General features: G+C 44.8%; 11 protein-coding genes. All 11 read left to right on the top strand.

The window, feature by feature from the left end; all coding sequences use genetic code 11:
* Positions 1 to 50 precede the first annotated feature (50 nt).
* The 11 genes from QVO88_RS11910 (at position 51) to tuf (ending at position 19,949) form a co-directional block, all read left to right on the top strand.
* Complete coding sequence (locus QVO88_RS11910) at positions 51 to 524, top strand: TM2 domain-containing protein (protein ID WP_022288671.1); 474 nt, start codon at positions 51 to 53, stop codon at positions 522 to 524.
* 180 nt (positions 525 to 704) lie between these two features.
* The gene (pth, locus tag QVO88_RS11905; RefSeq protein ID WP_022288670.1) at positions 705 to 1,328 is read left to right on the top strand and encodes an aminoacyl-tRNA hydrolase; all 624 of its coding nucleotides are present in this window, start codon (positions 705 to 707) and stop codon (positions 1,326 to 1,328) included.
* A gap of 25 nt (positions 1,329 to 1,353) precedes the next feature.
* The gene (mfd, locus tag QVO88_RS11900; RefSeq protein ID WP_022288669.1) at positions 1,354 to 4,809 is read left to right on the top strand and encodes a transcription-repair coupling factor; all 3,456 of its coding nucleotides are present in this window, start codon (positions 1,354 to 1,356) and stop codon (positions 4,807 to 4,809) included.
* Between the two features lie 811 nt (positions 4,810 to 5,620).
* Positions 5,621 to 9,445, top strand: coding sequence for a DNA-directed RNA polymerase subunit beta (rpoB, locus tag QVO88_RS11895; RefSeq protein ID WP_022288668.1), 3,825 nt, complete (start codon positions 5,621 to 5,623; stop codon positions 9,443 to 9,445).
* A gap of 119 nt (positions 9,446 to 9,564) precedes the next feature.
* Entirely contained in the window at positions 9,565 to 13,143 is a 3,579-nt protein-coding gene (gene rpoC / locus QVO88_RS11890) for a DNA-directed RNA polymerase subunit beta' (protein ID WP_022288667.1), read from the top strand.
* Positions 13,144 to 13,252: 109 nt separating this feature from the next.
* On the top strand, positions 13,253 to 13,720 hold the full coding sequence (locus tag QVO88_RS11885; protein ID WP_022288666.1) for an RNA polymerase sigma factor: 468 nt from the start codon (positions 13,253 to 13,255) through the stop codon (positions 13,718 to 13,720).
* Between the two features lie 175 nt (positions 13,721 to 13,895).
* Entirely contained in the window at positions 13,896 to 15,236 is a 1,341-nt protein-coding gene (locus QVO88_RS11880) for a hypothetical protein (RefSeq protein WP_022288665.1), read from the top strand.
* A gap of 207 nt (positions 15,237 to 15,443) precedes the next feature.
* Positions 15,444 to 15,869, top strand: coding sequence for a 30S ribosomal protein S12 (rpsL, locus tag QVO88_RS11875; protein ID WP_022288664.1), 426 nt, complete (start codon positions 15,444 to 15,446; stop codon positions 15,867 to 15,869).
* Between the two features lie 195 nt (positions 15,870 to 16,064).
* Complete coding sequence (rpsG, locus tag QVO88_RS11870) at positions 16,065 to 16,535, top strand: 30S ribosomal protein S7 (RefSeq protein ID WP_022288663.1); 471 nt, start codon at positions 16,065 to 16,067, stop codon at positions 16,533 to 16,535.
* A gap of 21 nt (positions 16,536 to 16,556) precedes the next feature.
* On the top strand, positions 16,557 to 18,635 hold the full coding sequence (gene fusA, locus QVO88_RS11865; protein ID WP_022288662.1) for an elongation factor G: 2,079 nt from the start codon (positions 16,557 to 16,559) through the stop codon (positions 18,633 to 18,635).
* A 114-nt stretch (positions 18,636 to 18,749) separates the two neighbouring features.
* Complete coding sequence (gene tuf, locus QVO88_RS11860) at positions 18,750 to 19,949, top strand: elongation factor Tu (RefSeq protein ID WP_022288661.1); 1,200 nt, start codon at positions 18,750 to 18,752, stop codon at positions 19,947 to 19,949.
* Positions 19,950 to 20,066: the final 117 nt, after the last annotated feature.

Below are 20,066 nucleotides of genomic sequence, written 5' to 3'. Positions count from 1 at the left end.
CATATTAAAACCGTATGGTCTTAAAATATGGTAAGAGGAGAAGTATATGTATGTCTAAAATTCTTTCGATTGATAATGATATCATCACTATTGGCATGGACGGAGGAACACTCAAAGAAGTGAGAGCTGTTGACCTTAATTTCGTACCTCATGTTAATGACGAGGTGGAGATTTTTGAAACAGAAACTAAAACCATTGTTTCAAAGCTTGAAAAAGAGCAGCCGAATCCATTGCCTTATTCGCCAAATGGCATTAACATCAACGTCCAGAATACTCAGGAAATGAAGAATGAGCAATCTTCAACTCTGGCAAATGGAACTATTGCAGTAAATAAAGTTGTATATTGTTTATTGGCATTTTTCCTTGGTGCAGTTGGCGGTCACAAATTCTATAGTCATAGAATAGGTGCAGGCGTGTGCTATCTGCTTTTCTGTTGGACGGGTATTCCAGCAATTATTGCTCTTATTGAGTTGATCGTTGCTCTTTGCAAAAAGAGTGACGCAAACGGCATGATATTGGTATAGTCTTTTCTGCTGATTTTATTCATTTTTCGTTTGACAAACAAAATCTCATATGCTATAATAAAGCCGACAGTAAAATGTCGGCTTTTGTTTATACCCCGTCTTGCATAAAGACGGGGTTATTGTGCGTGGATAGAATAAGCTGTCGGGGCTGACATATTATAAAAGATAGGAGAATTTACAATGGATATATTCGAGAAATTAAAGAAATTGTCTGCCGAGAGGGAAACGGCAATGGGCAAGCCTGAGTATATTATCGTGGGTCTTGGCAATCCCGGTGTGGCTTATGAGAATACTCGCCATAACGCAGGCTTTCTTGCGGTGGTGGCTATGGAAAAGAAATACGGCTTTTCGGTGAATACACATAAGTTCAAGGCTCTTGTGGGACGTGCCGTTATAGGCGGAAAAAGCTGTCTTGTCATGAAGCCTGAAACTTTCATGAACAATAGCGGTGAGGCTGTCAGCGACGCTATGGATTTTTATGATATACCGCTTGAAAATGTTGTCGTGGTCTATGACGATATTTCACTTGACGTGGGCAAAATGAGGATACGCAGAAACGGTTCGGCTGGGGGTCACAACGGCATAAAAAGCATTATCGCACTGTGCGGTGGTCAGGATTTCCCAAGGGTAAAAATAGGCGTGGGCAAAAAGCCTCACCCTGATTACAACTTGGCTGACTGGGTGCTTTCAAGATTCACTGACGAGGAAATGAAAAAGCTTTCTGATGTGGATAAAAACACTTGCGAGGCTGTGGAGCTTATGGTGCAGGGCAAGATAAACGAGGCTATGAACAAGTTCAATTAAGCATATTTTTTCGGAGAACAGCAAGATGAATATTTTTTATGAAATGGCGAGCCGTCTTGGCTTTTATAAAGATGTGAAAAACTGCCTGCTCAAAGGGTTTACCCCTTGTGCGGTCACGGGCGTTTCAAATATACACAAGGCTCAGACCGCAATGGCTCTCAGCAGGCTTTCCCCTTGCCTTGTTATATGCGACGATGAAGCGTCTGCCATTAGAATGACAGGGGATATAAACGAAATGGCAGGGGAACAGCTTGCCTGCGTTTTTCCTGCAAAGGATCTGAACTTTGCATACATGGAGGGCGTTTCAAGAGAATATGAGCATAAAAGGCTGGAGGCTCTCTCTCTTATCACTCAGGGCAAATGCAAGATAATCGCCGCAAGTATGGAGGCTTGCTTGCAGGGAACTATTCCGCAGGATAAGCTGAAAGAGTTTTCCTTTGAGATAAAAACAGGTGGCGAACTGAGCCTTGAGGAGCTTACGAACAAGTTGCTTGCAGGCGGTTATACAAGAACAGATCAGGTGGAGGGTCAGGCGCAGTTTTCTGTGAGAGGCTCTATTGCCGATATTTTCCCTGTGCAGGAGTCACGTCCTGTGAGAATAGAGCTTTGGGGCGACGAGGTTGACTCTATATCATATTTTGACCCCGAAAGCCAAAGACGTACCGACCCAATAGACGAGATAACGGTTTTCCCTGCCTTGGAGATAATTTTCCCTGACACTGATGACCTTGTGACAAAGCTTGAAGCCTTGTCGAAGTCTATCCGTGGAAGCCGTACCGATAAGATAAGAACGAATATTTCAAGGGATATAGAAACGGCTCAGAGCGGTATCACGCTCACAAATCTTGATAAGTATTATACTGTGTGCTATGACAAGCTCACAACAGTGTTTGATTACTTTGAGAGCGGTGTTTGCCTTGTGTCGGAGTATACTAACTGTATCGAAAAGGGCAAGGCGGCTCTTGCTCAGCTTTCAGAGGATATGAAGCTTCTTTATGAGGACGGCATACTTTTCAGAAAGCTGGAGGGCTTTTATCTTGATATACCACAAGCGGAACTAAAAATAACACAAATGAAGTCAGTGTTTCTTGACAGCTTTATGCGCTCTAACAACGGCGTGAAGTTCAAAAAGCTTATCAATACCGACTGCCGACAAACGGCGGCTTGGGGCGGTAATATCATCAATCTTGAAGAAGAACTGAAAAATCTCTGCTCTCAGGGGTATTGCACTGTTGTGCTGGCAGGCTCGGAAAAGACGCTTCCTATTATAAATAAAGACCTTAATGATGCTGGCATCTCTGCGGAGATCCTCACTGAGGACAGCGAGATAATAAAGGGTAAAGTATACCTGCGCACGGGCTGTCTGTCAGGTGGCTTTGATTATCCTGACATAGGCTGTGCGGCTATCACTCAGATGAAAGCCATGAGTGCAAAGAAGCGTAAATCCCGTCACAAGGCAGGAGAAGAGATAAAAAGCCTTTCGGATATACAGACAGGCGACCTTGTTGTTCACGCTATGTACGGCATAGGCAGATTTTCAGGAATAAAAAATATAGAAACGAACGGTGTAACCAAGGATTATATCACCATAAAATATGCAGGCACGGACGTGCTTTATGTGCCTGTTACTCAGCTTGACCTTGTGTCAAGATATATAGGTCCGAGAGATGACGGGGCAGTGAAGCTTAATAAGCTCAACTCTATGGAGTGGACTAAGACACGAAACAAGGTAAAGTCTGCCGTAAAGGATATGGCGGAGGAGCTTACAAAGCTTTATGCTCAAAGACAAATGGCAAAGGGTTTTGCTTTTTCACCTGACAACGATTGGCAGGCAGATTTTGAGGAGCGTTTCGACTATCAGGAAACTGACGATCAGTTAAGATCTATACAGGAGATAAAGACAGATATGGAAAAGCCGTCCCCAATGGACAGACTTCTCTGCGGAGACGTGGGCTTCGGCAAAACGGAGGTGGCTCTCCGTGCGGCGTTCAAGTGTATGCTCGATAACAAGCAGGTGGCTATACTTGTGCCAACAACTGTTCTTGCATGGCAGCATTATCAGACGGCGATAAAAAGATTTGAGCATTTCCCGGTGAAGGTGGAGCTTTTGTCGAGATTTAGAAAACCAAAGGAGCAACAGCAGATAATAAGAGAGCTTAACCGTGGCACTATCGACCTTATTATAGGCACGCACAGGCTTGTGCAGAAAGACGTTAAGTTCAAGGACTTGGGCCTTGTTATCATAGACGAGGAACAGCGTTTTGGTGTTGCTCATAAGGAAAAGTTCAAGGAAACTTTCAAGGGCGTTGATGTGCTTACACTTTCGGCTACCCCGATACCAAGAACGCTTAACATGGCAATGAGCGGTATCAGAGATATGTCGGTCATAGAAGAGCCTCCTATGGACAGACACCCTGTTCAGACCTATGTTATAGAGCATAATATGGGCGTTATAGCGCAGGCCATAAGCAAGGAGCTGCGACGTGGCGGTCAGGTGTATTATATCCACAACAGGGTGGAAACTATCATGATGACCGCAAATAAGCTTCAAGAAATGCTCCCTGACGCAAGGATAGCGTTCGCGCACGGACAAATGCCCGAGGAGGAACTGTCGGAAATATGGCGGCAACTTTGCGACAGAGAGATAGATATACTGGTCTGCACCACCATAATCGAAACAGGTGTTGACGTGCCGAATGTAAATACACTTATAATAGAGGACGCTGACAGATTAGGACTTTCACAGCTTTATCAGCTCCGTGGACGTGTGGGAAGATCAAACCGCCGTGCTTTTGCGTACTTCACTTTCAGACGTGGCAAGGTACTCACGGAGGTAGCGGCAAAAAGGCTTGATGCAATAAGAGAGTTCACACAGTTCGGCTCAGGTTTCAGGATAGCGTTGCGTGACCTTGAAATAAGAGGTGCAGGCTCTATACTCAGCGGTAAACAGCATGGACATATGGAAGCGGTGGGATATGATATGTATCTGCGACTTCTAAATGAGGCTATAGCTGAACAAAAGGGAGAGGCTCTGCCACCGTCACCTGAGGATTGTTTGGTGGATATATCCATAGACGCATTTATACCTGACCATTATATAGAAAATCTGTCACAGAGGATAGATTGCTATAGGAAGATAGCTTCCATAGGCAATGAGGAGGATTCCAGGGACGTTATCGACGAGCTTATAGATAGATACGGCGATCCACCGAAATCGGTGCTGGGATTGGTGAACGTTGCACTTACGAGAAATACTGCTTCAAAGCTTGGCATAAAGGAAATAACACAAAGAGGGGATAAGGTGCTGTTCTTTGTGAAAACCGCAGAGGTGGAGCAGATACAAGCGTTGTATGGAGCTTATAAAAATAGGATACGTTTCTTTGACGGAGATAAGCCGTATTTTGCGGTGACGTTGGAGAAAAAGCAGAAAGCGGCAGAATTAATGGCGGAAACGGTAAGATTAATGAGGAATGAGGAGTGAGGAATGGCGGAGCCATACCGAGTAAATCATTAACACAAGATAGAGGAAACTCCTAGCAAAGTGACAGCTGAGCGACGCACAGCTGTCACTTTTTGTATCAAGAGAACAAAGGAGCAAAGCAAAATGGACAAAAAGAGATAAGAAAAGGGAAATAAAGTGTAAAAAAAGCAGAAAGCAAAAAAAGGGGTTGACAAAAAGGCATGCGTTGACAAAATGTTTCCTCATACACTGCTACCTTGCAGGATATTCAATTTGGGATAATACCCCTATACTTATCCCCGAAAAGCACCCCTTTTGTTGCATAAAAAATGCAACAATTGCAGAAATGTTGCCAAATTAAAATATAAATCATTTGTTTGCACAATTTGTTAAGTGAGTTTTTGTTGGATATGACAAGTAAATCGGATTTATTATGTAATGGCAGACAAGTTGGTGCATATAGTGATGAAATAAAGGGTAGGTTAGGGTGGAGGTAATGAGGCGGAGGGTGATAAAAGCAGGTGAGTAAACGAAAAATTTACGATTTGATAACACATTGGTAATAGTAGAAGTTTCTGCGTCGAATTGTGCGATTTTTGTTCAAATCGGAGAAAATAGGAAAATCGGCGAGATGTGTAAGCTAAAATGCTTGACAAGGGCTTGCTAATATTATATAATAGTATACTGTATCATAATGGAGTTTTCCACCTATTTCATGCGTTTTTGAGTGCATAAAATCATGGAAAACACCGCCAAAACCACTGGCGAATACGATTGTTATATAGTATTATATAAATGTATTTTCCAAATAAATTAAGGAGTGATTGAGCCTATGGTGAATGTCAAGGACGTAAAACTTGGTAAGAACACGAGAAAGAGCTTTGCCAAGATCAATGAGGTTCTGGAGATGCCTAACCTTATTGAAGTGCAGAAGAACTCTTATCAGTGGTTCCTCGATGAAGGTCTGAAGGAGGTCTTCAGAGATGTTTCAGCTATTACTGATTATAATGGTACGCTGGAGCTGACTTTTGTTGGATACCATTTCGACGAAGAGGCTAAGTATTCTGTTGCAGAGTGCAAGGCGAGAGATGTAACTTATGCAGTGCCACTGAGAGTTACTGCAAGACTTAACAATACCGAGACCGGCGAGATCAAGGAGTCCGAGGTATTTATGGGTGACTTCCCTAAAATGACCGACAGCGGAACTTTTGTTATCAACGGTGCAGAGCGTGTTATCGTTTCTCAGTTGGTGCGTTCACCAGGTGTTTATTACGCTTTTGATAAGGACAAGACCGGTAAGGATCTGTTCAAGACAACTGTTATCCCTAACAGAGGCGCTTGGCTTGAATATGAAATGGATTCTAACGACGTGGTTTATGTCAGAATCGATAAAAACAGAAAGATCCCTCTTACTACTTTCCTGAGATCGCTGGGTATTGGTACTAACGAGGAGATCGAGGAAGTTTTCGGTCCTGATGAAAGACTTACTCAGACTATCATGCAGAAGGATCAGACTGCTAACAGAGAGGAAGCTCTTCTTGAAGTTTACAAGAAGCTCCGTCCGGGCGAGCCTCCTACAGTAGATTCTGCTGTTACTCACCTGAACAACCTGTTCTTTGACGCTAAGAGATATGATCTTTCAAGATTTGGCAGATATAAGTACAACAAGAAGCTTGGCGTTGGTTCAAGACTTTCAGGTCACAGACTTTCAAGACCTGTTGTAAATCCTATGACAGGCGAGGTAATGGCTGAGGCTGGCGATCTTATCAGCTTTGATAAGGCTATGGAGATCGAGACCGCAGGTGTTATGGAGGCTTACGTTGACGTTGAGGTAAAGGAACATCTTACTTCCGCAACAGGCGAGGCTGTTACAAAGCTTGAAGAGTGCGAAGTTAAGATCATAGGCAACGGCATGGTAGACATCAACGCTTATGTTGATTTTGACTGCACTGAGCTTGGCATCAACGAAAAGGTATCTTTCAAGGCTCTCAAAGAAATTCTTGAAGATTCTGAGAATGAGGAAGAGCTTAAGGAGAACATCAGACTTAAGGCTGACGACCTCGTTCCAAAGCACATCACTATCGATGATATTATCGCTACGGTTTCTTACTTCCTCAACCTTTGCGAAGGTGTTGGTACTGTTGACGATATCGACCATCTTGGCAACAGAAGAATCCGTTCAGTAGGCGAGCTTCTTCAGAACCAGTTCAGGATCGGTTTCACAAGAATGGAAAGAGTTATCCGTGAGAGAATGAACATTCAGTCACAGGGCACTGAGGTCGTTACTCCTACAGCTCTTATCAATATAAGACCTATCACTGCGGCTATAAGAGAGTTCTTCGGTTCTTCTCCACTGTCACAGTTCATGGATCAGAACAACCCTCTGGCTGAGCTTACTCATAAGAGAAGACTTTCAGCCCTCGGCCCTGGCGGTCTTTCAAGAGACCGTGCCGGATTTGAGGTCCGTGACGTTCACTATACTCACTACGGCAGAATGTGTCCTATCGAGACGCCTGAAGGTCCTAACATCGGACTTATCTCTTATCTTGCTTCTTTCGCAAGGATAAACGAGTACGGCTTTATCGAAGCTCCTTACAGACGTGTTGACAAGGAAACAGGCGTTGTAACTGACGAAGTTGTTTATATGACGGCTGACGTTGAAGATAACTACATGGTCGCTCAGGCAAACGAGCCTCTTACTGAGGATAACAAGTTTGCCAGACCTAAGGTAAACGGCAGATACAGAGATCAGATCCTCGAGATAGAGAGAGAGAAGATCGACTTCATGGACGTTTCACCTAAAATGGTAGTTTCTGTGGCTACTGCTTGTATCCCGTTCCTTGAGAACGATGACGCTAACCGTGCGCTCATGGGTTCAAACATGCAGAGACAGGCTGTGCCGCTGCTCAAGACTGAGTCTCCTATCGTTGGTACTGGTATGGAATATAAGGCTTGTCTTGATTCAGGCGTTGCTGTTGTTTCTAAGAACGCAGGTGTTGTTGAGAGCGTTGACGCTGACAAAATCGTTATCCGTGAGGACAGCGGTATGCTCAGAACTTATGAGCTGACTAAGTTCAAGCGTTCAAACGCAGGTACTTGCACAAACCAGAGACCTATCGTCAATAAGGGCGAGAGAATCGAGGCTAATCAGATAATCGGTGACGGTCCTGCTACTTCAAACGGCGAGCTTTCACTTGGTAAGAACGCTCTTATCGGCTTCATGACTTGGGAAGGTTACAACTACGAGGACGCCGTTCTTCTGAACGAAAACCTTGTAAAGCAGGATAAGTACACTTCTATCCATATTGAAGAGTATGAGACAGAAGCCAGAGATACAAAGCTCGGACCTGAGGAGATCACAAGAGATATACCTAACGTCGGCGAGGACGCTCTTAAGGATCTGGACGAGAACGGTATCATAAGAATAGGCGCAGAGGTTCGCTCAGGAGATATACTTGTTGGTAAGGTAACACCTAAGGGTGAAACTGAGCTGACAGCTGAGGAAAGACTTCTGAGAGCTATCTTCGGCGAAAAGGCTAGAGAAGTTAGAGATAATTCTCTTAAGGTACCTCACGGCGAGGCCGGTACTATCATTGATGTTAAGATATTCACAAGAGAGAACTGCGACGAGCTTTCTCCTGGAGTAAATATGCTCGTCAGATGCTACATCGCACAGAAGAGAAAGATCTCTGTGGGCGATAAGATGGCGGGTCGTCACGGTAACAAGGGTGTCGTTTCAAGAATACTCCCACAGGAGGATATGCCATTCCTTGAGGACGGTACTCCGCTTGATATCTGTCTTAACCCATTGGGCGTACCTTCTCGTATGAACATCGGTCAGGTGCTTGAGGTTCATCTTGGTATGGCTGCAAAGGCTCTTGGCTGGAAGATAATGACTCCTGTATTCGACGGTGCTCACGAGGCAGACATCAGAGAATGCTTCAAAATGGCTCAGCAGAATTATCTGGAGCATAAGGACGATGAGTTCACTCTCCACACAATGGACGAGGTCATCAACCCTAACGCTCTGAGCATGAGCGAGGACGGCAAGTTCACTGTTTATGACGGAAGAACAGGCGAGAAGTTCGATAACAGAGTTACAGTCGGTTATATGTACTACCTGAAACTCCACCACCTCGTAGACGATAAGATACACGCACGTTCAGTTGGTCCTTACTCACTGGTAACACAGCAGCCACTCGGCGGTAAGGCTCAGTTCGGTGGTCAGAGATTCGGAGAAATGGAAGTTTGGGCGCTCGAAGCTTACGGTGCTGCTTACACACTTCAGGAGATCCTTACAGTTAAGTCTGACGATACTGTGGGAAGAGTCAAGACATACGAGGCTATCGTTAAGGGACAGAATGTTCCTAAGCCTGGTGTTCCTGAGGCGTTCAAGGTACTTGTTAAGGAGCTTCAGTCACTTGGTCTGGATCTCAAGGTACTCAACATCAATAACGAGGAAATAGATCTTAAGCAGTCGTTTGACGAGGACGAGGAGCTTGTTCCACAGCCTGCTATCGAAGATCATATCGATTTCGGCGTTGACGAGGGCGATCTCGACGAGGGCTTCATGGCTGAAGACGAGAACGGCACTTCCGAACTGGAGGGCAGCGCAGCTTCCGACGAGTCTGATCTGTTCCTTAATGACGGTGAATAATTTTGCACAGTAACTAAATAAGCTGAGGTCAAAGGGCGGAAGGCTCCGCCCCTGCGACCGTTTCATATAGAAGTCGGCTGTTGCCGTGCTTCAAACTAAACAGGAAGAGGGTACTGCTGTTGGAATTCAATGAGTTTGCATCAATCAAGATCGGTCTTGCTTCGCCTCAGAAGATCCGTGAGTGGTCTTACGGCGTTGTTACCAGACCTGAAACAATAAACTATCGTACTCAGAAGCCGGAAAAGGACGGATTGTTCTGCGAAAAGATATTCGGACCTTCAAAGGACTGGGAGTGTCACTGCGGTAAATATAAGAAAATTCGCTTTAAAGGCAAAGTCTGCGAGCGTTGCGGCGTTGAGGTAACAAGAGCCAAGGTTCGTAGAGAGAGAATGGGTCACATCGAGCTTGCTGCACCTGTTTCTCACATTTGGTATTTCAAGGGAACTCCGTCAAGAATAGGACAGATGCTTGAAATATCACAGAAAAGACTTGAAGAAGTTCTTTACTTCACAAAATACATCGTTATAGATCCAGGTAACACTGAACTTATCAAGGGTCAGCTCCTTACTGAAAAGGATTATAGCGAAATGCAGGAAAAGTATGACGAGGACGAGTTCAGAGCCGGCATGGGCGCTGAGGCTATCAAGGAGCTTCTTGAAGAGATCGACCTCGAGAAGCTTTCAGAAGAGCTTAAAACTGAGCTGAAGGATCTTCCTGCGGGTCAGAAGCGTATCAAGCTTCTGAAAAGACTGGAGATCGTTGAGGCTTTCAGAACATCAGGCAACAGACCTGAGTGGATGATACTGGAGGCTATACCTGTTATACCACCTGATATCAGACCTATGGTACTGCTGGACGGCGGAAGATACGCAACCAGCGACCTTAATGACCTTTACAGACGTGTTATCAACAGAAATAACCGTCTTAAGAAAATGCTGGAGCTTGAAGCACCTGACATCATCGTTAGAAACGAAAAGAGAATGCTTCAGGAAGCTGTTGACGCACTTATCGACAACGGCAGACACGGCAGACCTGTTACAGGTCCTAACAACAGAGCATACAAGTCACTTTCTGATATGCTCAAAGGTAAGCAGGGACGTTTCAGACAGAACCTTCTTGGTAAGCGTGTTGACTATTCAGGACGTTCTGTTATCGTCGTAGGCCCTGAGCTTAAGATGTATCAGTGCGGTCTGCCAAAGGAAATGGCTCTTGAGCTGTTCAAGCCTTTCGTTATGAAAAGACTTGTTGACACCAATCCTACTATCAACATCAAGTCTGCAAGGAAAAAGGTAGACAGAGCTGAGCCAGAGGTTTGGGACGCACTTGAAAACGTTATTCAGGGTCACCCTGTAATGCTCAATCGTGCGCCTACACTTCACAGACTTGGTATTCAGGCATTCGAGCCTATCCTTGTAGAGGGCAGAGCTATCAAGCTTCACCCACTGGTTTGTACAGCGTTCAACGCTGACTTCGACGGCGACCAGATGGCTGTTCACCTGCCGATCTCAGCAGAGGCTCAGGCTGAGGCAAGATTCCTTATGCTGGCTGCCAACAACCTGTTGAAGCCTTCAGACGGACGCCCTGTTGCAGTTCCTACACAGGATATGATACTTGGTTCTTACTACTTGACACTGAAGAAGGACGGCGAGCCTGGCGAGGGCAAGGTGTTCAGAGATGTGAACGAGGCTCTTATGGCTTACGATCAGCACATCGTTTCACTTCACGCTGCTATCAAGGTAAGAATTACCAAGCAGATAGGCGACAAGCAGGTATCAAAGGTGATAGACGCTACAGTCGGAAGACTTATCTTCAACTCTATCATTCCTCAGAACCTTGGCTTTGTTGACAGAACAAATTCAGAAAAGCAGTTCGATCTTGAGATAAGCTTCCTTGTAAAGAAGAAGCAGCTTTCTGATATCATTGATAAATGTATCCAGAAGCACGGTACTACTACGACTTCCGAAGTTCTCGACAACATCAAGAGCCTTGGTTATAAGTATTCTACAAAGTCTGCTATCACAGTTGCAGTATGCGACGCTTCTATCCCTGAGGCTAAGAAGGATATCCTTGCTAAGGCTGACGGACTTGTTGACAAGATAGACAAGCAGTATAAGAGAGGTTATATTTCAAGAGAAGAGAAGTCAAAGAAGTTCATCGAGATCTGGAACAACGCTACAGACGAAGTTACAGAGGCTCTGAAAGCTAACCTTGATCCATACAACCCTATCAACATGATGGCTGACTCAGGTGCCCGTGGTTCTATCAACCAGATCAGACAGCTGGCAGGTATGCGTGGACTTATCGCCAACACATCAGGTTCAACTATCGAGATGCCTATCAGAGCTAACTACCGTGAAGGTCTTAACATTCTGGAATACTTCATTTCTTCCAGAGGTGCGAGAAAGGGACTTGCCGATACAGCTCTTCGTACTGCTGACTCAGGTTACCTTACAAGACGTCTTGTTGACGTTTCTCAGGACGTTATCATTCGTCAGGAGGACTGCGGTACTCACGTTGGTATCGAGATATTCGACATAAAGAACGGCAATGAAATGATCGAGCCTCTCAGCGAGAGACTTGTTGGCAGATACCTTGTTGAGGATCTCAAGGATCCTAAGACAGGCGAGATGATATGCTCAAGAAACAAGCTCATAAACGTTCATGACGCTGAAAGAATAGTTGCTGCACTCGAAGCTGAGGGCAAGGATTCTATCTCTATCAGATCAGTTCTTCAGTGTCAGGCTAAGCATGGCGTTTGCGCTAAGTGCTACGGCGCTAACCTTGCAAACGGAAATATCGTTCAGGTCGGTGAGGCTGTCGGCGTAATCTCCGCTCAGTCTATCGGTGAGCCTGGTACACAGCTTACAATGAGAACCTTCCACACAGGTGGTATCGCATCTGCGGAAGATATCACACAGGGTCTTCCTAGAGTCGAGGAACTGTTTGAGAGCAGACGTCCAAAGGGTGCTGCTATCATCACAAGGATCGACGGCGTAGTTAGGATCGAGGAGGTCAAGAAGACCAAGCAGATCACTGTTACAAGCGAGGACACTGAAAATCCTGAGCAGGAGTCTTATGCTATCCCATACGGCTACAAGATAAGAGTTCGTGAGGGACAGGCTGTTACAGCCGGTGAGCCGCTCACAGAGGGTTCTATCAACCCAGCTGATATCCTTGCAGTTAATGGTCCTAAGGCTGTTCAGAACTACATCATCACCGAAGTTCAGAAGGTTTACCGTCTGCAGGGTGTTGATATCAACGATAAGCACATCGAAGTTATCGTTCGTCAGATGATGAGAAAGGTCAAGATCGACGACTCCGGTTCAAGCTATCTGCTCCCTGGTTCACTTATCGACAGAGGAGAGGTCGCAAGACTCAACGAGGAGATACAGGCTCAGATCGACGCTGGCGACGAGAACGCAAGACTTATCACAACTGTTCCTGTTCTTCAGGGTATCACAAAGGCTTCAAGCTACTCGGATTCATTCCTGTCGGCTGCTTCATTCCAGGAGACAACTAAGGCTCTTACAGACGCAGCTATCAGAGGCAAGACCGATAAGCTCATGGGTCTTAAGGAAAATGTTATTATCGGTAAGCTCATTCCTGCCGGCACCGGTATGGACGTTTACAACAACGTTCAGGTGGTCAAGAATGAGAGTGCGGCTAATCATAACACCGCAGAAACACCGTTGTACTAATGACTTTTATATCAGCCTGCATGGTTCATTCATGCGGGCTGATTTTTTTATTTTGTATGAAACCTTTTTGCCTGCCACGGCGTTTTAGTATATGAAGGGGAGTGAAAGCATGAAGAATATGACCGAAAGCGAATACCGCCAACTTGTAGAGGAGTATTCGGATATGGTAACAAGGCTTTGCGTGGTGCACACGGGAAATTTTTCCGACGCTGAGGACTGCTATCAGAACGTGTTCTTCAAGCTTTTCAAGCAGATGAAAAAAGGCAGTCTGCCAAACCCGAAAGCGTGGCTCATCAGAGTGGCTCTCAACGAATGCCGGAGTGTTTTGCGGTATCGTTTGAGGAAAAACACAGTCGATCTGAACAGCATAACGTCTTTCTCAAAGGACGGCAGCGACATAGAGATACTTGACCTTATTTTCAGACTTCCCCCGAAATATCGAGATAGTATTTATCTTTATTACTTTGAGGAGCTGTCAGTGCAGGAGATAGCTAAGCTGACAAATATCAAGGAAAACACGATAAAAACACATCTCAAACGTGGAAGAGAACAACTGAAGGATATGATAATGTTGTGAACTATATGAATGTCAATAAAAACCTAGGGCATAGGGACGTCGCATTTCTGTGAAACAGAAATTGAGCCGCTCCCCTACAAAAGAGGTAAAAACTATTATGTAGGGGCTGGACTTTCAGCATAACATTGACTAAAGGTATAGTTTGCAATGAGGATATCACAGAAAGGAGCAGCAAATGAAAAAAATAAACGCTTTTTACTGCATTAAAACTCCTTCGGATTGGAAGGAGAGTGTGCTTATGTATGACAAGCCTACAGAGAAAAATAAAACAAAACTTACAGGCTTTCAGCTTGCAGGTGCGGTGCTTGCGGCTTTGCTTCTGGTGGTGGGCGGTGCGCTGACCCTTTATCGCAGTGGCGATGAGTTCAAGGTGGATACGGCTAAACTGTCTGGTGCTGATAGCTCGAGTACCATTGACAGCACAGAACTTACGGCTGATTTAGAACAGGCACAAAATGCGCTTAAGCAGGTCGTTAAAGACAAAGAGATAACGGCGGTCGGAATGTATGCAGGCTGCGGCTCGGACGGAACGGGATATCTTTTTGTCGATAAGATATATGTTGAGAAATACACCTCTGAAAAGGGCGAATTGATCGACTATGTTACTGTGAATGAATATGAATACCTGAAATACCACTCTTACGTTGCGTTTAAACTTGATTTCAGAGCGAAAGATGTTACCACAGGGAAGTTTGCTTATATGGACGAACTGAAAGTGGGCGAAAAAATCGCAGTCGGCATAAACTGCGATGATCTGAGTAATTGGAACTCGGATGAGATCGCAACAGGTCTTGACGAAATGGTCGGTGGCGACAGCTTTGGAACAGACTTCTATTATTCACTGAGATCATCAATAGCCTATGCTTATGATATCGACAGTTCAAAGGACACAGGCAAGGAAAAGCTTGATAAGCTCATTCTTGATAGTGTACAGCATATGTACGAAGATATGATACTGCAAGCTGACGACTTCAGCATTGTGCTAAATCCTGTTGAAAAGGACTGGGGATTTAAAATTGATACGTTGGTAAATTCTGTTAAGCATATCAATTATGATGCTGACAATTACGAAAGGGATATTATCTATCCGCTGATAATAACACCAATTGAAAAGGGTAAAGCCATAAACGTTTCCACAGCAGGAGGGTCAAAGGAAGGCATAATTATCAAGGTGGACGGAAGATATTTCAGTATAACTTCCAATTATAAGGATATTGTGGAGCAGGACGATACTAATAATGAATGGTACGGTTCCCAAAGTGCGACGGTAAAGAACAACAGAAATTACTTCTTTGATGAAAATGAATGGCTCGTTGCAATTAAATTCGCAACGGGTGCAAACACCTATTTTAGTGATGATCTGAAACTTTATATCAATGAAGTACAAAACGATATAACCTATTCGGACAAGACTGACGACAGCGATTGTGTTATAACTTATCATAGATTCAGCGAGACAGAGGTCGAAGTGGCGGATAAAGGAGAAATTTTAGATACAGACAGCAAGACGGAATGAGGGAATATATTTGCAGGGCAGGGCGTGAAAAGCCGCTGCCCTGTGCTTTTTATAGCTTTTGACAGAAAATTTAACTGAAATTTTCAAAAAGTTAAAAAAGTCAAGAAAAAGTGCTTGACAAGAGACGGAGAATAGTGTATAATATCAAGGTATGCTGATGTATTGTATATCAGCGTATAGTATCAAATCTATGAAAGGAGAGAAAATATGCCAACCTTTAACCAGTTAGTAAGAAAAGGAAGAAATGTCCTTGCAGACAAGTCTACAGCTCCTGCTCTTCAGAAGGGTTTCAACTCAAAGAAGAAGGTAGTTATCGATCAGAGCTGCCCACAGAAGCGTGGCGTTTGCACAGTAGTAAGAACTGCTACACCTAAGAAGCCAAACTCAGCTATGAGAAAGGTTGCCAGAGTTAAGCTCACAAACGGAAACGAAGTTACAGCTTACATCCCTGGTATCGGACACAATCTTCAGGAACACTCCGTTGTTCTTATCAGAGGCGGACGTGTTAAGGACCTCCCTGGTGTAAGATATCACATCATCAGAGGCACTCTCGACGCTCAGGGCGTTGCTAAGAGAATGCAGGCGAGATCCAAGTATGGCGCTAAGAAGCCAAAGGCAGGAGCAGCCAAGTAATCAAAAACTGAAAAGCTCATTTTAGTAACAAGGTAATAACTCATTGTCGCATATTGCGAAGACCACAGTTTATGTGGAGTGATTAATATATATTAGTTGACTCTACAAGGAACTGACGGGGCTGTAAAACGGCTGTGTGCCGTGGTTACAGAGCGAGTACCTGTGAATTCATTATTTGTGAAGGAGGGAATTAAAGTGCCAAGAAGAGGTAGAGTTACAAAGAGAGACGTGCTTCAGGATCCAGTATACAATTCTAAGCTTGTTACACGTCTTGTAAACAACATCATGCTTGACGGTAAGAAGGGTGTTGCCCAGAAGATCGTTTACGGAGCATTTGAAATTGTCGAAGAAAAGACAGGCAGACCTGCTCTTGAAGTATTCCAGGAGGCTATGGATAACATCATGCCTGAGCTGGAGGTCAAGGCTCGCCGTGTAGGCGGTGCGACTTACCAGGTACCAATGGAGGTTCGTCCTGACAGAAGACAGACACTTGGTCTGAGATGGATAACAAAGTATTCTCGTGAGAGAAACGAGGACACAATGAGAGAGAGACTCGCAGCAGAGATCCTCGACGCTCTTAACGGCGTTGGCGGCTCATGCAAGAAGCGTGACGAAACTCATAAGATGGCTGAAGCTAACAAGGCTTTCGCTCATTACAGATGGTAAGAGGTATAAAGGAGGATATATATGGCAAGAGAATGTAAATTGCAGGACTACCGTAATATCGGTATCATGGCACACATCGACGCCGGCAAGACTACTACTACAGAGCGTATCCTGTTTTATACCGGTGTAAACTATAAGATCGGTGAAACACACGACGGTGCATCTACAATGGACTGGATGGCACAGGAGAAGGAGAGAGGTATCACAATTACTTCTGCTGCTACTACTTGCTACTGGAAGGGTCACAGACTCAACATTATAGATACTCCAGGCCACGTTGACTTTACAGTTGAGGTTGAGCGTTCACTTCGTGTACTCGACGGTTCTGTAACAGTTCTTTGTGCTAAGGGTGGTGTTGAGCCTCAGACTGAAACGGTTTGGAGACAGGCTGATAACTATCAGGTACCAAGAATGGTATATGTCAACAAGATGGATATCATGGGTGCAGACTTCTACAACGTTTTGAATATGCTCCATGAAAGACTTCATTGTAATGCCGTTCCTATCCAGCTCCCTATCGGTGCTGAGGACGACTTTAAGGGTATCGTCGATCTGCTCGAAATGAAGGCTTATGTATACTATGATGACCTTGGAAAGGATATCCGTCAGGAAGAGATCCCTGAGGATCTCAAGGAAAAGGCTGAACAGTATCACGCTGACCTTATCGAGCATCTTGCAGAAGTTGATGACGATCTCGCTGAGAAGTATTTCGCAGACGAAGAGATCACTATCGACGAGATGAAGAAGGTAATCAGAAAGAGTACTATCGCTAACACAATGGTACCTGTTACCTGCGGAACTTCATACAGAAACAAGGGCGTTCAGAAGCTTCTTGACGCTATTGTAGATTATATGCCTTCACCTATCGACGTACCACACATTAAGGGTACTGACGTAAATACAGGTGAGGAAGTTGAGAGAATTTCAGGCGACGATCAGCCATTCGCTGCTCTCGCATTCAAGATCGCTACAGACCCATTCGTTGGTAAGCTCTGCTACTTCAGAGTTTATTCAGGTGTTCTGACAGCTGGTTCTACAGTTTATAACTCCACTAAGGATAAGGACGAGAGAATCGGAAGAATCGTTCAGATGCACTCTAACGCTAGAAAGGATATCGATACTATCTACGCTGGTGATATCGGTGCCGCTATCGGTCTGAAGAACACAACAACAGGTGACACTCTTTGTGATGAAGAGCACCCTGTACTTCTTGAGTCAATGGAATTCCCTGAGCCTGTTATCCAGCTCGCTATTGAGCCTAAGACTAAGGCAGGTCAGGAAAAGATGGGTATCGCTCTTGCAAAGCTTGCTGAAGAGGACCCAACATTCAGAACTTATACTTCTGAGGAAACAGGTCAGACAATTATCGCCGGAATGGGCGAGCTGCACCTTGAGATCATCGTAGACAGACTTCTCCGTGAGTTCAAGGTAGAGGCAAATGTCGGTGCTCCTCAGGTTTCATATAAGGAAACAATCACTGCTCCTGCAAGCGTTGATTACAAGTACGCTAAGCAGTCAGGTGGTAAGGGTCAGTACGGTCACGTTAAGATCAACGTTGAGCCAAACGAGTCCGGTAAGGGCTATGAGTTCATCAACAAGGTTGTCGGCGGTGCTATTCCTAAGGAATACATTCCTGCAGTTGACGCAGGTATCAGGGGCGCTATGGAGAACGGTGTTCTCGCTGGCTTCCAGGTAGTTGACGTTAAGGTTGAGCTGTACGATGGATCTTATCACGAAGTCGACTCTTCTGAAATGGCATTTAAGATCGCCGGTTCTATGGCGTTCAAGGAGGCTATGAGAAAGGCTTCACCAATCATTCTTGAGCCTATCATGAAGGTTTGCGTTATCGCTCCTGATGATTATCTCGGAACAGTTATAGGCGACCTCAACTCCCGTCGTGGACAGATCCTCGGTCAGGAGCAGAGAACTGGTGCTGTTCAGGTAGACGCTCTCGTTCCACTGTCTGAAATGTTTGGTTACTCAAATGACCTGCGTTCTAAGACACAGGGCCGTGGACAGTACACAATGGAGCCTGACAGCTACATTCAGGTACCAAAGTCTATCTCTGAGAAGATCATGGCTTCAAGAAACAAGGACTAATAAATTTGCGGAAAATTTTCTGCTTTTTCTATTGCAAATTTGCATTTTATTTGATATAATTATACTACGGTATGTTAAATCGGAAACTATTAAATTTTAAGGAGGAAAATTCCTATGGCAAAGGCACATTTCGAAAGAACCAAACCACACGTTAACATTGGTACAATCGGTCACGTTGACCACGGTAAGACAACTCTTACTGCTGCTATCACAAAGACTCTTGCTCTTGAAGGTCTTGCTGAGAAGAAGGATTACAACAACATCGACTCAGCTCCAGAGGAGAGAGAGAGAGGAATTACAATCAACACAGCTCACGTTGAGTATGAGACAAAGAACCGTCACTATGCTCACGTTGACTGCCCAGGCCACGCTGACTATGTAAAGAACATGATCACTGGTGCTGCTCAGATGGACGGCGCTATCCTCGTAGTTGCTGCTTCTGATGGTCCTATGGCTCAGACAAGAGAGCACCTTCTCCTTGCTAGACAGGTAGGCGTTCCAGCTATCGTTGTTTTCATGAACAAGGCTGACCAGGTTGACGATGAAGAGCTTCTCGACCTCGTTGAGATGGATATCAGAGAGCTCCTCGACAAGTACGATTTCCCTGGCGACGAGACTCCAATCATCAAGGGTTCAGCTCTTGCAGCTCTTGAAGCTCCAGACGATCTTTCAGATCCAGCTTACAAGCCAATCCTTGACCTTATGGACGCTGTTGACACATTCATCCCAACACCAGACAGAAAGTCTGATCTCCCATTCCTGATGCCTGTTGAGGATGTATTCACAATCACAGGCCGTGGTACAGTTGCTACTGGTAGAGTTGAAAGAGGTCAGCTCAAGACTGGTGACGAAGTTGAGATCCTCGGACTTTCAACTGAGAGACCAAAGACTGTTGTAACAGGTATCGAGATGTTCAGAAAGATCCTTGACTACGCTGAGGCAGGCGACAACATCGGTGCACTTCTCCGTGGTATCCAGAGATCTGACATTCAGAGAGGCCAGGTTCTTTGTAAGCCAGGTTCCATTCACCCATACACAAAGTTCTCAGGTCAGGTTTACGTTCTGAAGAAGGAAGAGGGCGGCCGTCATACTCCATTCTTCAACAACTACAGACCACAGTTCTATTTCAGAACAACTGACGTTACTGGCGTTATCACACTTCCTGCTGACAAGGAAATGTGCATGCCTGGCGATAACGTAGAGATGGACGTTGAGCTTATCACTCCAATCGCTATCGAAGAGGGACTTCGTTTCGCTATCCGTGAGGGTGGTAGAACAGTAGGTTCTGGCGTCGTTACTGCTGTTAGAGACTAATTTTTAGTTTGCTATATAAAGATCGGGTACAATATGTATCCGATCTTTTTTTGTCTTAAAATATTATGAATAATAAGTTAAATGATATTTGCATGCTTTAAAAAAGTACGGTGATAT

Source organism: Ruminococcus sp. CAG:57 (genome assembly GCF_000435935.1).
Classification (GTDB): domain Bacteria; phylum Bacillota; class Clostridia; order Oscillospirales; family Ruminococcaceae; genus Hominimerdicola; species Hominimerdicola aceti.
This window is presented reverse-complemented; position numbering and strand designations above follow the sequence as displayed.

Coding starts and splice junctions, on each gene's coding strand:
- QVO88_RS11910 (WP_022288671.1), top strand. CDS start 51: ATGTCTAAAATTCTTTCGATTGATAATGATATCATCACTATTGGCATG.
- pth (WP_022288670.1), top strand. CDS start 705: ATGGATATATTCGAGAAATTAAAGAAATTGTCTGCCGAGAGGGAAACG.
- mfd (WP_022288669.1), top strand. CDS start 1,354: ATGAATATTTTTTATGAAATGGCGAGCCGTCTTGGCTTTTATAAAGAT.
- rpoB (WP_022288668.1), top strand. CDS start 5,621: ATGGTGAATGTCAAGGACGTAAAACTTGGTAAGAACACGAGAAAGAGC.
- QVO88_RS11885 (WP_022288666.1), top strand. CDS start 13,253: ATGAAGAATATGACCGAAAGCGAATACCGCCAACTTGTAGAGGAGTAT.
- QVO88_RS11880 (WP_022288665.1), top strand. CDS start 13,896: ATGAAAAAAATAAACGCTTTTTACTGCATTAAAACTCCTTCGGATTGG.
- rpsL (WP_022288664.1), top strand. CDS start 15,444: ATGCCAACCTTTAACCAGTTAGTAAGAAAAGGAAGAAATGTCCTTGCA.
- fusA (WP_022288662.1), top strand. CDS start 16,557: ATGGCAAGAGAATGTAAATTGCAGGACTACCGTAATATCGGTATCATG.
- tuf (WP_022288661.1), top strand. CDS start 18,750: ATGGCAAAGGCACATTTCGAAAGAACCAAACCACACGTTAACATTGGT.